Genomic DNA, 14,362 nt, shown 5'->3' on the forward strand with positions numbered 1-14,362 from the left:
CCGCAAGGGAGCTGCGGCTCCCTTGCTGCCATCCCCGCGTCACTGCTGTGAAATCCCACGGTCATAAATCTGGTCTACCGTCAGCTCAAAACGACTGGAGAGACGACCATGTTCAGCATCGATAGCGTTCTCGATGATTTATGGCCCACCGCACCCGCATCCCCCTGGCTAAAACGCACCTTAAAACGCGTATTGTACGAGCAGGAATTTCATGATTTCGCCAGCCAGTACCGGCACCTTCGGGGGCTGGATATGGTGGAGCAAGTGCTTGAACATCTGCAAATCGACTGTGATATTCCCGCCCGCGACCTTGAACAAATCCCTGAAACCGGCCCGCTGGTGATTGCCGCCAACCATCCCACCGGCACTCTCGACGGGCTGGCGCTGCTGAATGCCGTTTCCCGGGTGCGCAGGGATATCAAGGTGGTGACCAATCCGCTGCTCGGCCATTTGCAGCCGCTCGCTTCGCTGTTTATCCGGGTCGATAACCTCGGCAATCGCACCCGCAAGTCGTCGGTGAAAGAGATGGATGACCATCTGGCCAGCGGCGGCGCGCTGATTTTCTTTCCCGCCGGAGAAGTGGCGCGCATGGGGATTAACGGGATTCAGGAAAGCCCGTGGAACGCCGGTTTTGTGAAAATTGCCGGTAAACACCGCGCCACCGTACTGCCGGTGCATATCGCCGGACGCAACAGCCTGGCGTTTTACGCCAGCAGCCTGCTGTCGCCGTCATTCGCCATGCTGCTGCTGATCCGCGAAATGTTTACCAAACGCGGCAGTCGCGTCACGCTGCGCATCGGCGAACGCATCCCCTGGCACGCCTGGCATGCGCCGAATCATTCAGCGCGGGAAACCGCCAGCCGCTTTCGCCAGCACCTGTTGCTGACGGGCGCAGGGAAGGAAGGCTGTTTTCGCAGCGAAAGCGCCATCGCCCCGGCGGAGTCGCGTATCACGCTGCGCCGGGCATTGCTGGAAGCAGAGTCATTAGGCACAACGCCAGACGGCAAACGCATCTGGCTGTGGCGGCGCAACGGCGTTGAGGATGCGCCGATTCTGCGCGAGCTGGGCCGTCTGCGGGAAGTGGCGTTTCGCGCCGTGGGGGAAGGTTCCGGCAAGCGGCGGGATATCGACCGCTATGACGATGAATACTGGCATCTGATCCTGTGGGATGACGAGGAGCTGGAAATCGTCGGCGCCTACCGTTTTATCCCAACCCGCGAGGCCATTGACGCGCGCGGACACGAGGCGCTCTACAGCCACAGCTTGTTTCACTACGACCAGCAGATGAACAGCGTGCTCGATCAGGGGATTGAACTGGGTCGCAGCTTTATTCAACCTCAGTACTGGGGGCGACGCGGGCTGGATTATTTATGGTCCGGGATCGGGGCCTATCTGGCCCGCTATCCGCAGTACCGCTATCTGTTCGGGCCGGTCTCGATTTCCGGCGGATTACCGCCTGCCGCCAGCGAGTTGCTGATTGCCTTTTACCGGCTGTGGTTTCCGCCCTCCCATCCGCTGGCGGCATCGCGTCGGCCCTGCCCCGCGTCGCTGCCCGATGTGCTGCGGGAGTTCACCGGCGAGAATTATCACGACGATCTCACCCGGCTGAAATCGCTACTCGGCAATCTGGGCTGCGGCATTCCCCCGCTGTATAAGCAGTATTCGGAACTGTGTGAGCCGGGCGGCGTGCAGTTTATCGACTTCGGCAGCGATCCGGCGTTTAACCATTGCATCGACGGGTTGGTGCTGGTGGATTTAACCTTTATCAAGGCCTCGCGCTATCAACGTTATATCGCCGCGCATCAGGCGGCAGAAAAATAAAAACCCCGATTCCGGCGGGAATCAGGGTTCTTCATCACACCCGGTTCGCCGGGTGTTTCATTATGCTGCTGGCTGAGCAGCCGGTTTTGCCGCCGCATTGTGGGTAGCTTTTTTGTGATGTTTTTTAGCCGCCTGGGCTTTCTGGGCAGCCGGTTCAGAGGCCGGTTTCACCGCAGCTTTTTTGTGGTGCTTTTTCGCCGCCTGGGCTTTCTGCTCGACTTTCGCGTGTTTTTTCTTATGGGTCGTTTGGGTGGTGTGCGCTTTCGCCGGCGCGGCAGTGGCGGTAGCCGGCGCTGCGGTGGTATCAGCAGCGAATGCCGCAGCAGACAGGCCCATAGTGGCAGCAACAACCAGCGCTAATACTTTTTTCATTTTATAACCCTCAAGTAGTGTGTGATTCAGCCCCTGTGGGCCGTTGAGTTCACTATAGTGATGTGAGGGATAGCCTTCCGTGAGTGATTGGTATCGGCGCGTAACCAAATGTACACGCGGCAAACCCGGCGCAGGATCAGCCGGATTTGCCGCGGAGCAGTCCGCGTCGTCATAAGAAAAACCTCTTAACCTGTCGCTTGTCAGCCCAGCGGCTTCCTGACAAGGTAATTTATCTTCTGCAATCAGGCTTGAGTAAAATGACCACCATCACCCCCCTTAGCGCGCCGCAAATTCAGGCGCAACTGGATGCCTTAAGCCAGTTACTGATCGACTGCGTGAATGACGGCGCATCGGTGAGTTTTATGCTGCCGATGACCCATGACAAGGCGCAGGCGTTCTGGCGCCGGGTAGCGGACAGCGCCGCGCGCGCGGAGCGGATTGTTCTGGTGGCGCTGAACGAGCAACAACAGATAACCGGCACGGTGCAACTTCTCCTCGATCAGCCGGAAAACCAGCCGCACCGCGCGGATGTCGCGAAGCTGCTGGTCAGCCCTCGCGCCCGGCGTCAGGGTATTGCCCAACTGCTTATGGACGAGCTGGAAAGCCAGGCGGCCCGGGAAAACAGATCGGTGCTGGTGCTGGATACCGCCACGGGAAGCGGCGCGGAAACTTTTTATCAGCAGGCGGGCTGGCAGCGGGTGGGAGAGATCCCCCATTATGCGCTGATGCCGGATGGCGCATCGTGCTCTACTACCTATTACTACAAGCCTCTGGACCTCAAATAAGGTTGATTCCGCTATCGTACAATTAACCGGCAATGCGTCACTTTCTGATGAAAATTTGCCGGATAATTTTTATTGCTCGCCGATATATTATCCTGCCGCCCCTGTCCAGTTGCGCAAACGCAAAATTATTAACATTTTTGCCATCCTGGCCGATAATAGTTTTACGACTCCTTTTACATAAGCCATATTAATGTATTAGCCATCACGGTATGACAGCGGTGTGAATAATAATGCCTAAAAATCAAGAACATACAAAGCTATACCTGTCAGAAGGGGTAAAACTGTTATACAACAATGCGCTACCTGGCATCTTAATCACCTTTATCACTTCCTCTACCCTGGCCTTTTCATTTCTTAATTCAAGCAATCTGTTCACCAAATTGACCTGGTGGGGACTGATGATGGTGGTCCTCATTATTCGCATCATCGATACCCAATTATGGGTAAATGCCAGCGCCACGCGCAAAGGCGATATTTCCTGGATTGTACGTTTTTCATCCGGCTGTCTGCTTACGGCGACCATCTGGAGCGCCTATATCCTCTGTTTTTATCACACGTTTTCGACGGAAGAATTTACCGCCGCCATTGTTATTCTTTCCGCCATGGCGGGCGGTGCCACCAGCGTATTATCCGGTAACATGATGTTATCCTCGCTGTATAACATTATTATCCTGTTGCCCATGTCGGTGCTGTTAATCCTCCAGCCGGAGCAGTTTCGGGTAAATTTAGGTTTTCTCGGCGTCTGTTTTACCCTGACGATGATTATTTCCTCTATGAAAGCCGCCCGCTATATTAAAGAAGCCATCTTATTACGCTACCGGAATCAAACGCTGTTAGAGCGAATGGAAAAAACCATCAAACGGCGTACCCAGGAAGTGTACGAAATATCCCATATCGATGCGCTTACCGGGCTTTATAACCGGGTTTCGTTTTTGTCCGCCGCCGAAGAGATCGCTAACCGCTACAAAAACAACCGGGAAAAAGGCTTTTCAATTTTCTTTATCGATTTAGACGGCTTCAAAAATATCAATGATACCCTCGGCCATGATATTGGCGATATGGTGCTGATTTCACTCAGCGCCCGGCTGAATGATTTTTATCGCCAGGGGAATTTAATCTGCCGCTGGGGCGGAGATGAATTTATTTATCTGACCACCGAAACCGACCGTCATCTTACCTGGCAACTGGCGGAGAATATGGTCACCAGCCTGTCTCGCCCGATCCTGCTGGATGACCAGACCATTACCCTGGGCGCAACCATTGGCATTGCGGTGTGCCCGGAACACGATACCTCCATCACCCGACTGATCCAGCTGGCAGATATCGCCATGTATTCGCAAAAAGGCAAATACCCGGAGCGGGTCGCCTTTTATAATCATGAACTTGAAGAAAGCCTGCGGCGCAAAATCACCCTGAACGAGGCGCTGCGCTACGCGCTGGATCGCAACGAGTTTCGCGCGGTTTATCAACCCATCGTCGACGGCAACGGCGAGATTGTCAGTTTCGAGGCGCTGCTGCGCTGGCATTTCCAGGGCCGGGATATTTCTCCGGCGGAATTTATTCCGCTCATGGAGCAGAGCGGGCGTATTGTCCAGATTGGCAACTGGATTATGGAAGAGGCCTGCCGGATCCTCTCCGAAATGCTGAAACTGAAGTCGGGTATTTCGATGTGCGTGAATATTTCGATAATCCAGTTCTACGACAAAGAGTTCGTTGATAACGTCAATAATCTTATCGATCGCTATGCCATTCCACCGCATTTACTGCATCTCGAAGTGACCGAGTCGATTATTCACTCCGAACAGCACACGATTTATCACAAAGTCAGCCAGTTGCAGAAACGCGGCGTAAAATTCTCGGTGGATGATTTCGGCACCGGTTATTCCAGCCTGTCGGTGATCCACAATATGAGCATCGACTTTATTAAAATCGACCGCTCATTTATCAATAATATTGAAAATAAAGGCCGCACCATTGTCCAGGCGGTAAAAGATATTTCTGAAAGCCTGGATTTCGACGTGATTGCCGAAGGGGTGGAAACCGAAACCCAGGTAGCCATCCTGAAGCAGTGCGGCGTGCATTTTATGCAGGGCTATTATTTCTCACGCCCGCTGGAACAGGGCGCGGCGCTGCATATCCTTGCTGCCGGTCACGCGCTCTGCGCGGCGAATTAAGCCAGTAGCGCCAGGGTTTCGACGCGTGGGCGGCTGATTAACGCGATGGCCTGCTCCGTCGAGGCGATATTGGTGTAGCTCATCACCAGACCATAGCGTTTTGCGTTCAGACAATACCAGCCGGAGAGCGCGCTGACCTGTAGCTGATGGCGCTGCCACAGTGCCGCCAGCTCGCTATCGCGCGTGCTGGCGCGCAGGAAGGCGACGATATGCATCCCGCCATCGGAAAGCTCTATCTCAAACAGCCCCGGATAGACGATTTGCAGCGCCTCCAGCAGCATCTTGCGCCGCTGCTGATACAGCGCGCGCATTTTCTTGAGGTGCTTATAGAAATGACCTTCGCCGAGAAACGCCGCGAGAATTTTTTGGGTCAGCACCGGCTGCCCGGCCTCCATGATTTCGCCAATTTCCCGAAACCGCGCAATGGTCGTTTTCGGCATCACGATATAGCTGATGCGCAGGGCGGGCATCACGGTTTTACTGAACGTTCCGGTGTAAATCACCCGATCGTGGATATCGAGGCTTTTCAGCGCCGGTAGCACTTTGCGGGTGTAGTGGAATTCGCCGTCGTAATCGTCCTCGATAATCCAGCGCTGGCTGGCCGCCGCCCACTCCAGCAACTGGTGCTTACGCGGCAGCGAGAGCGTCACGGCGAGCGGGCTGTGGTGCGAGGGGGTGACGATGGCGAAGCGGGCGTCGGCATGATGGCGCAGCAGGTAATCCACGTCGATGCCCTGCCGGTCCACCGGTACGTAGTGCAGTCGCCTCGCAAAGCGCTTCAACAGCCGCTGACCGAAAAAATAGCCCGGATCTTCAAACACCACTTTATCGTTATTTTCCCCCAGCGCGTGGAGGATCAACATCAAATTGCTGCGGTAGCCGCTGGTGACGAACACCTGTTCCGCCGTGCAGTTCAACCCGCGGGAAATATTCACATAGCTGGCGATGGCTTCGCGCAGCGGAGCATAGCCCATCACCGGCGGGTTGGTCATCTCGCCGGGGCGCAGGCCGCGCACCGCTTTACCCGCCAGCAGCAGCCATTTTTTATTCGGGAACGCATCCAGCGCCGGAATGCCAAGCCGCAAATAGCCCGCCCCGTCGCGCAGATCGAGAAACTGATTCAGCGCGGTATCGTCGCTGTCAGGCGTCATATCAGGCCGCGGGGTAGACATCACCAGATCCGGGTTTACGCAGGTACCTTTCGCCCCCTGGCTCACCAGGTAGCCTTCGCCAACCAGTACCGCATACGCCGCCTCCACGGTTTTACGGGCGACGTTAAGCTCCTCGGCCAGCACGCGGATTGACGGCACCTTATCCCCCGGCTTTAACACCCCCGCGAGGATGTTTTGCCGGTAACGCGCGTAAATTTCCCGATAACCCATCATGATGTCCTACCTGTTTTTCACGGTGTTGACCCTTTCGGGTACGTCATATCCTCTTAAGATATCGCTTATCGGAACCTCATGCTCCCTTTTACATTTATCACCTGCCATAAAGAGGATAAGACAATGACGACTCGCATAAATCATTTCCAGGCGGCGCCAGCGCTGGCGAAAGCGCTCTCTGATGCCAGCATCGCATCACACAAAAGCTCGCTGGATCCGACCATTAAGAATCTGATTGAAATTCGCGTTTCTCAGTTGAACGGCTGCGCGTTCTGCCTGGATATGCACGTTAAACAGGCGAAGTTAAAAGAGGAGCGCGAATTGCGTATCCATCACCTGTCGATTTGGCGTGAGTCGCCGCTGTTTAGCGCAAAGGAAAAAGCGGCGCTGGCCCTGGCGGAAGCCTTAACGCGGATTAGCGAACACGGGGTAAGCGATGAATTGTATCGCGCGATGCAGGCGCACTTCAGCGAGACGCAGCTCTCTGAACTCACCTTCGCGATCGCCCTCATCAACACCTGGAACCGGCTGCAAATATTATCGCGTATGACGCCCGGCGCGCTGGATGCCGCTCAGGGCCTGGACCGCGCTAATCTGCGTTAAAAAGAAAAGCAAAACGCCCGTCAGCACAGGCTGCCGGGCGTTTTGTTTGTAACAGGATCAGTTATTTACCGGAATGACCGCGCCTTTGTATTTGGTACGGATCCAGTCCTGAATCTCTTTGGAGTGCAGCACATCAACCAGCGCGACGATATCTTTCTTCTTCTCGTCGCCTTTATGCACGGTGATGATGTTGGCATACGGGTTGTTTTCGCCGCTCTCAACCGCGATCGGATCTTTCACCGGATCCAGGCCCGCGTCGATGGCGTAGTTGGCGTTAATCACCACCGCATCACCTTCGTCGTTGTTATACATCTGCGGCAGCAGAGATCCTTCTACGTTCGGCAGGAACTGCAATTTTTTCGGGTTTTCCACCACGTCGCTGATGCGCGCGGAAACTTTATCCACGCCCGGCTTCAGCTTGATCACGCCCTCTTTTTCGAAGATAGACAGGATACGGCCCTCTTCCGCCACCGCATCACGCATGATCACGCGGCCATTTTCCGGCAGATCTTTCAGAGACTTGTATTTTTTGGAGTAGATGCCGATCGGCTCGATATGGATCGCGCCCGCGCTGACGAAATCATAGGTTTTATCGCCGGCATGATCTTTCAGCACGCTGTTCAGATACGGGATGTGCTGGAAGTAGTTAGCGTCGATATCGCGGCTGGCCAGCGCGGTGTTCGGCAGGATGTAATCCTGGAACGGACGGATTTCCAGGTCGATGCCCTGCTTCGCCAGAATCGGTTTCGCCTGCTCAAGAATTTCCGCGTGCGGCACGTTGGACGCGCCCACGGTCAGGGTGTCGGCCCAGGCGGAGAAACTCAGGGTTGCCGCTGCTATCAGTGTCAGTACTTTTTTCATGATGTGTGTTCTCTTTTGTTTTTAACGTTTATCTAAATAAGAGGTAATGGCATCACCAATAAACTGAATGATGAAAACGATGATCAGGATGGTCACCGTCGCCACCAGGGTGACGTCATTATGGTTACGCTGAAAGCCTTCCAGATAAGCAAGGTTACCTAACCCGCCCGCACCAATCACACCGGCCATGGCGCTGTAGCTCACCAGGGCGATCAGGGTGACGGTGATGCCTGACACTAACGCGGGCGATGATTCAGGCAGCAAAACGCGGAAAATCAGGGTACTCATGCGCGCGCCCATGGAGCGGGTGGCCTCAATAACGCCTTTATCCACTTCACGCAGGGCGATTTCCACCAGACGCGCGTAGAACGGCGCAGCGCCGACTATCAGCGCGGGCAGCGCCGCGTTGGCCCCGAGAATGGTGCCGACCATCGCTTTGGTAAACGGGATCAGCAGCACAATCAGGATGATGAACGGGATCGAGCGGAACACGTTCACCACGATGGAAATCACGCTGTAAATCGCGCGGTTCTGGAACAGGCCGCCTTTGGCGGTCAAAAACAGCGCCAGCCCGAGCACAATGCCGAGGGCGAAGGTCGCCACGCCGGAGAGCGCGGTCATGTATAAGGTTTCCTGAGTCGCCGCCAGCAGCTGCGGCCATTTCAGGTGGGGAAACAGTGAATCATCCATGTTTAATGACCTCGCAGTGGATCTCGTGCTGGCGCAAATCCGCGAGGATGCTTTCCAGTTGTTCATTATTCGCCGTGACGTGCAGCCACAGTTGACCAAACACGCCGTGGGCGGTCTGGCTCATCTTGCCGTGCAGAATGTTAAACGGCAGGCCGTAGCGCAGGGTCAGTTCGCCCACCACCGGCTGATGGGTGCTGTGGCCGACAAACGTCAGTTTGATAATGGCGCCGTCCAGGTTGTTCACCAGGGTTTCATCGAACGCGTCGCTCTCCTGGCTAATCTGGCGCACAAACTGGCGGGTGATTTCCTGCTGCGGGTGGGTAAAGACGCTGAGCACTTCGCCTTCTTCCACCACGCGGCCATTTTCCATCACCGCCACGCGATCGCAGATTTTGCGCACCACGTGCATTTCGTGGGTGATCAGCACGATGGTCAGGCCAAAGCGGCGATTGATGTCCGCCAGCAGATCGAGGATCTGATCGGTGGTTTGCGGATCGAGCGCCGATGTCGCTTCATCGCACAGCAGCACGTCCGGGTTATTCGCCAGCGCACGGGCGATCCCCACGCGCTGTTTCTGGCCGCCGCTGAGTTTCGACGGATAGGCATTTTCGCGACCGTTCAGGCCGACAAGGTCGATCAGTTCCGCGACGCGCTTTTTAATTTCCGCTTTCGGGACGCCGGCGATCTGCATCGAGAACGCGATGTTCTCGCTGACGGTGCGCGACCACAGCAGGTTAAAGTGCTGGAACACCATGCTGATTTTCAGCCGCGCCCGGCGCAGAGCTTCCCCGCTGGCGGCGGAGATATTTTGCCCGGCGATCGTCACACTGCCGGAGGTCGGTTTTTCCAGCCCGTTAAGCAGGCGGATCAGGGTGCTTTTGCCCGCGCCGCTGTAGCCGATAATGCCGTAAACTTGTCCGCGCTCGATATCGAGACTGACGTCATCCACCGCGGTCAGCGCATCCTTGCCGTGGTGGAAGATTTTCGAAATATTCCGCAAAACAATCATGATGTGTTGATATCCCTGGAATCCCGCCAGCGAGGGTTTGCGCCGCCACTGAGGTTTTCTCATTTTTTGGTTATTCACTTTTCAACGACTATAACCAGCCGTTTTGATACACAGAACGAATAAATAATTCTGCGTTATAGCTAACTGATATATAGGTGAGCCAAGTCGTTACAAGGACGCATTGGCTGGCCATTCAGACTGGGCGCTGACAAAAATTTCCGCGTGGCGCGCTGCTATAGTTGGTTTATTCCCCCTGAAAAGAGAGCGGCGGCAAATGCTAAAAATTCTTGGAAAAAGCACCTCGATAAACGTGCGCAAAGTGCTCTGGACCTGTGAAGAACTCGGCCTGGAATATCATCAGGAAGATTACGGCAGCGGCTTTGCGCCAACCGATACGCCGGAGTTTCTGGCGCTCAACCCGAATGGGCTGGTGCCGGTGCTGATTGACGAAGGTTTTGTGCTGTGGGAATCCAATACCATTTGCCGCTATCTGGTGGGTAAGGCGGGCCGTGATGATTTGCTGTCCAGCACCCCACGCGGTCGGGCGCGGGTGGAAAAATGGATGGACTGGCAGGCGACCGAGCTGAACAGCGCCTGGCGCTATGCCTTTAACGCGCTGGTGCGCAAAAACCCGGCTTACAATCTGCAAAGCGAAATCGACGCCAGCATCTCTGACTGGAACCGTTGCATCACCATGCTGGATCACACGCTCCAGCAAAGCGGGATGTGGGTGACCGGGCAGACCTTTACGCTGGCGGATATCGTGCTCGGCCTGTCGGTCAACCGCTGGAAAATGACGCCGATCGATCGCCCCGCTGTCCCGGCGGTAGACGCGTGGTTTGCGCGGCTTGGGCAACGCCCGGCGTTCCGCCGTCATGGCGACAACGGCACGCCGTAACGGTTAGCCGTTAAGTTTATCGCGCAGGGCCTCGCCGACGCCGGTGGCGGACTGCGGGTTCTGCCCGGTGATCAGGTTGCCGTCGACGAGGGTCAGCGGCTGCCACTCTCCCACCGCCTGGTGCAGCGCGCCACGGCTTTTCAGGGTCGTTTCCAGCAAGAACGGCACCACCTCCGCCAGCTTCACCGCGCGCTCTTCCGCATCGGTAAAAGCCGCGACGCGTTTGCCCTCCACCAGATAGCGCCCGTCGCTGAGCGTGGCGTTCACCAGCGCCGCCGGGCCGTGACAGACGGCGGCAACCGGTTTATCGGCTTCGTAGAGCTCGCGGATCAGGCGCTGCACGTCCGGGCAATCCGGGAAATCCCACATGGTGCCGTGCCCGCCGACAAATAACACCGCGCTGTAGTCATCGCTGTGGGTGTCCGAAAGTTTGAGGGTATGGCTGAGCCGTTGCTGGAACGCCTCGTCATTCCAGTAACGGGCATTCACGTCATCATCCAAATCCACGCCGTAGACCGGCGGCAGACCGCCCTGGATTGAGGCAAGAACGCCGGGAATGCCTGCCTGTTCCAGCACGTGTAAGGGATGAACGAGTTCAGAAAAATAGAAACCGGAAATGTTGTGCGCCACGTCGCTGTAGCTGGTGAGCACAAACAGAACCGGTTTACGGGTTGGCTGGGTCATCGTGGTATGTCTCCCTGGTGTTAATCCATCACACAAGTATAGACACGCGATGCGCCCAGCCGTTGGGGTTAGATTTTGAAGCCCGCCACCACCAGCTCCAGCTGGTTAGATTGTTCTTCCATAGACTGCGCGGCGGCAGAGACTTGTTCTACCAGCGCGGCGTTCTGCTGGGTGGTGCTGTCGAGCTGGTTAATCGCCAGGTTGATCTGGTCGATGCCGCGGCTCTGCTCGCTGCTGGCGGAGCTGATTTCCGAGATCAGCACGGTCACGCCTTCTACCCGCTCCATCAATGCATCCATGGTGGTGCCGGCCTGGCGCACCAGGTCGCTGCCCTGCTCGATGTTGCCGACCGATTCTTCAATCAGCTTTTTGATCTCCTGAGCCGCCTGCGCGCTACGGCTTGCCAGATTACGCACTTCGCCAGCCACCACCGCGAAGCCACGGCCCTGCTCGCCAGCGCGAGCGGCTTCCACCGCCGCGTTAAGCGCCAGAATATTGGTCTGGAAGGCGATGCCGTCGATCACGCCGATGATATCCACCACTTTGCCCGATGAGGTGTTGATCTTATCCATGGTGCTGATCACTTTGCTCGCTACCGTCGCCCCTTCCCGCGCCGCGTCGGAGGCCTGGGTCGCCAGTTGATTGGCCTGCACCGCGTTGTCGGCGTTCTGGCGAACCGTGCTGGTCAGTTGCTCCATGGACGCCGCCGTTTCCACAATCGACGCTGACTGCTGTTCAGTCCGCGAAGAAAGATCGAGGTTGCCGCCGGCAATCTGGCGCGAGGCCGAGGAGATCGCCAGCGCACTCTGCCCCACCTGGCTCATCAAATCCTGCAGGTAGGCAATAAAGCTGTTGAAACTGTTGATAACCGCGTTGAACTCCGGGCTTTTGCTTTGCGGCAGACGCTGGGTTAAATCCGCGCCGCCGCTGGACAGCGACAGAATGTTTTTATTCAGCGCATCCAGATTTCTGAAGATGGTGCGCACAAAGCCTAACAGCGCCAGGATCAACAGCAGGCCAAGGCCAATCTGCACCAGGGAAATCTGGGTAATGATGCTGGAGGACTGGCGGGACAGCAGGCTGGACGGAATATCCACCACCAGATACCACGGGCTGCCGCTGATGGACTGCACCATCAGGGTTTGCTCGCCGTTTTCGCCGTTATACACGCCGCTGACGTGTTCCGCACCCGCCTGCTTCAACAGTTGCATTACGGTGGCTTCCGCCGGGATTTTCAGATCGCGCAGGTATTGCAGGTCCGCTTTCCCCTGTTCCGGAGAGCCATTGCCGACCACTTTACCGTCCTGCTCAACGATCAGGACGCGTCCCTGGCTGGCTTCGCTCATCTGCTTCGCCAGATTGTTGAAGAAGCCGAGCGTGACATCAATGGTGGCGACGCCCCAGACTTTACCGTCGCGCCAGATTGCCATGGCGCAGTTGGTGCGCGGCTGTGGGCTGGCGGCGTCCTGATAGGCTTTAGCCCAGGCGCATTCGCCCTTCGGCGCGTTCATGCCGTCTTTGTACCAGGGCTGTTCCCAGTATTTATCGGACTCCGGCTGGTTCCAGACGGTGTTGACCTGCAAGTTGCCGCCGCTGTCGCGCGCGAAGAAGGTGCTGAAGCGGTCGCGCTCCGGCGCACGGTTGCCCGGCAGCGGCCAAATCCCGCCGCCAAACACGTTAAGATCGTGGTACTGGTTCACCAGATTGGGCAGCAGCTGGTCGATTTGATCGCTTTGCAGGCTGCTGACTACTTCGGTGATCGTGCGCTGCTGCGCTCTGACGCGGTTCATCTGTTCGGTAATGGCGTCGCTCTGATCGTCCACTTTATAGCGGATCAATTCGCTTTCCGTCGCGATAAGCTGTGGTGCCACAAACTGGCGAATGACCAGAAACGTCACCCCCAGTAAAACCACAAAAAAGCCGATAAGCATAAGGGTGAAGCGAGAGTGCGTTGTTTTCCACATGATGTATAAGCTTATGCAAGGAGAGATACATCATTTAACGACCCGGCAGGGCATTTCTTTAGGCAGGTCCGGCCTGAAAGCGTGAAGTTACGCCAGTAAAATGATAACGCCATGAAAAGATTGCATTTTTAATTAAACCAGCCTGAAAAAGGATTATCGCATTACTTTTCATAGGGATAGGTTTTTTATTACTGGCTATTCGCCAACAAATAGTGCCATCGCATACCTGGCGAGGCAGCAACGTGCGGCCATAGCGCTGCCAGCGGGCAGGGGTTCTGCTATCATCCCCCTTAACAGAATGGAAAGATGAATTTGTTTACGGGAGTTTCTGGAATGAGCACCACGCCACACGCTGCAAAAGTTCTGTCAGTTTTTGATTTCGACGGTACTCTGACGCACCACGACAGCTTTATTCCCTTTCTCCGCTTTGCTTTCGGCAAGCGCGTATTCGCTGCGCGCATGGTGCGTCTGGCCTTGCCGACCCTGCGCTGCATGCGCAAAAAACTCACCCGGGACGAGCTGAAAGAAGTGCTGATCCAGACCTTCCTGACCGGCGTTGACGAGCACTGGGTGCGCCAGAAAGCGCAGGCGTTTTGCGAGATTTACTGGACCCGCCTGATGCGCCCCACCGGCCTGCTGGCGGTGGCGGCGGAGGTAAATTCCGGTGCGGAAGTGACCATCTGTTCCGCCTCCCCCGCTATGGTGCTGCAACCCTTCGCCGATCGGCTGGGGATCAAGCTTATCGGCACCCAGCTGGAAGTGAGCGACGGCACGTTGACAGGCCGCATTACCGGCCACAACTGCCGCTGCGAGCAAAAAGTGAAACGTCTGGAGAGCGTCTACGGGCATCTGGGCGAGTACCATCTGCGCGCATGGGGCGACACGCGTGGCGATTATGAACTGCTGGCAGCGGCGCAGGACGCCCACTGGCGGCATTTTCATCCCGCATGGTCGAAGCGTCGCTCGCCGGTCCAGCGGGTGCGGGTGACGGAGTTGCCGGAGTAATGGCGGGGGATCCGATCGGGCTATAGTTTCGTTCGGGGGAAGGGTTTCGTTCGAAGGGGGGGTCGTTCGGTGGAGTGGTTTCGTTCGGTGGAATTGTTCCGTTCGCTCAGA

Annotated in this window: 13 protein-coding genes; 6 read left to right on the plus strand and 7 right to left on the minus strand. The window is 56.4% G+C overall.

The features are described from left to right. The first annotated feature begins 108 nt into the window (after positions 1 to 108). Entirely contained in the window at positions 109 to 1,821 is a 1,713-nt protein-coding gene (gene olsF, locus GV764_RS21230) for a bifunctional ornithine lipid synthase OlsF (RefSeq protein ID WP_161662021.1), read from the plus strand. A 60-nt stretch (positions 1,822 to 1,881) separates the two neighbouring features. On the opposite strand, the gene asr is transcribed toward olsF, so the two are convergent. Further along, positions 1,882 to 2,193, minus strand: a complete 312-nt coding sequence (gene asr, locus GV764_RS21235; protein ID WP_161662023.1) for an acid resistance repetitive basic protein Asr — start codon at positions 2,191 to 2,193, stop codon at positions 1,882 to 1,884. 248 nt (positions 2,194 to 2,441) lie between these two features. On the opposite strand from asr, the gene GV764_RS21240 reads away from it, so the two are divergent. Beyond that, the gene (locus tag GV764_RS21240; protein ID WP_439954633.1) at positions 2,442 to 2,978 is read left to right on the plus strand and encodes a GNAT family N-acetyltransferase; all 537 of its coding nucleotides are present in this window, start codon (positions 2,442 to 2,444) and stop codon (positions 2,976 to 2,978) included. 398 nt (positions 2,979 to 3,376) lie between these two features. Continuing rightward, complete coding sequence (locus GV764_RS21245) at positions 3,377 to 5,152, plus strand: putative bifunctional diguanylate cyclase/phosphodiesterase (RefSeq protein WP_161662027.1); 1,776 nt, start codon at positions 3,377 to 3,379, stop codon at positions 5,150 to 5,152. Here GV764_RS21245 and pdxR read toward each other — a convergent pair. Then, on the minus strand, positions 5,149 to 6,540 hold the full coding sequence (gene pdxR / locus GV764_RS21250) for a MocR-like pyridoxine biosynthesis transcription factor PdxR (protein WP_161662052.1): 1,392 nt from the start codon (positions 6,538 to 6,540) through the stop codon (positions 5,149 to 5,151). The genes GV764_RS21245 and pdxR overlap by 4 nt on opposite strands. Before the next feature lie 120 nt (positions 6,541 to 6,660). Here pdxR and GV764_RS21255 point away from each other — a divergent pair, with 120 nt between their 5' ends. Beyond that, positions 6,661 to 7,140: a carboxymuconolactone decarboxylase family protein gene (locus tag GV764_RS21255; protein WP_161662029.1), complete on the plus strand. Its 480-nt coding sequence runs from the start codon at positions 6,661 to 6,663 to the stop codon at positions 7,138 to 7,140. A 57-nt stretch (positions 7,141 to 7,197) separates the two neighbouring features. On the opposite strand, the gene GV764_RS21260 is transcribed toward GV764_RS21255, so the two are convergent. From GV764_RS21260 to GV764_RS21270, 3 genes are read right to left on the minus strand one after another with little or no spacing between them, the layout of a single operon-like run. Continuing rightward, complete coding sequence (locus GV764_RS21260; protein WP_161662031.1) at positions 7,198 to 8,001, minus strand: MetQ/NlpA family ABC transporter substrate-binding protein; 804 nt, start codon at positions 7,999 to 8,001, stop codon at positions 7,198 to 7,200. A gap of 21 nt (positions 8,002 to 8,022) precedes the next feature. Further along, positions 8,023 to 8,691 carry a methionine ABC transporter permease gene (locus GV764_RS21265; RefSeq protein ID WP_161662033.1) on the minus strand — a complete coding sequence of 223 codons (669 nt, stop codon included), beginning with the start codon at positions 8,689 to 8,691 and terminating at the stop codon, positions 8,023 to 8,025. Next, on the minus strand, positions 8,684 to 9,700 hold the full coding sequence (locus GV764_RS21270) for a methionine ABC transporter ATP-binding protein (protein ID WP_161662054.1): 1,017 nt from the start codon (positions 9,698 to 9,700) through the stop codon (positions 8,684 to 8,686). The genes GV764_RS21265 and GV764_RS21270 overlap by 8 nt, the downstream gene beginning before the upstream one ends. A gap of 274 nt (positions 9,701 to 9,974) precedes the next feature. Between GV764_RS21270 and GV764_RS21275 the strand changes: the two genes are divergently transcribed. Next, a complete protein-coding gene (locus GV764_RS21275) occupies positions 9,975 to 10,598 on the plus strand; it encodes a glutathione S-transferase family protein (protein ID WP_161662035.1) in 624 nt (207 codons plus the stop codon). 3 nt (positions 10,599 to 10,601) lie between these two features. Here GV764_RS21275 and GV764_RS21280 read toward each other — a convergent pair whose 3' ends face one another. Beyond that, positions 10,602 to 11,282, minus strand: a complete 681-nt coding sequence (locus GV764_RS21280; RefSeq protein ID WP_161662037.1) for a type 1 glutamine amidotransferase domain-containing protein — start codon at positions 11,280 to 11,282, stop codon at positions 10,602 to 10,604. A 68-nt stretch (positions 11,283 to 11,350) separates the two neighbouring features. After that, the gene (locus tag GV764_RS21285) at positions 11,351 to 13,246 is read right to left on the minus strand and encodes a methyl-accepting chemotaxis protein (protein WP_161662039.1); all 1,896 of its coding nucleotides are present in this window, start codon (positions 13,244 to 13,246) and stop codon (positions 11,351 to 11,353) included. A gap of 333 nt (positions 13,247 to 13,579) precedes the next feature. On the opposite strand from GV764_RS21285, the gene GV764_RS21290 reads away from it, so the two are divergent. Beyond that, positions 13,580 to 14,251 (plus strand): HAD family hydrolase, encoded by a 672-nt coding sequence (locus GV764_RS21290; RefSeq protein WP_161662041.1) that lies wholly within the window; start codon positions 13,580 to 13,582, stop codon positions 14,249 to 14,251. Positions 14,252 to 14,362 lie beyond the last annotated feature (111 nt).

Source organism: Atlantibacter hermannii, from assembly GCF_009907385.1.
GTDB classification, from domain to species: Bacteria; Pseudomonadota; Gammaproteobacteria; order Enterobacterales; family Enterobacteriaceae; genus Atlantibacter; species Atlantibacter hermannii_A.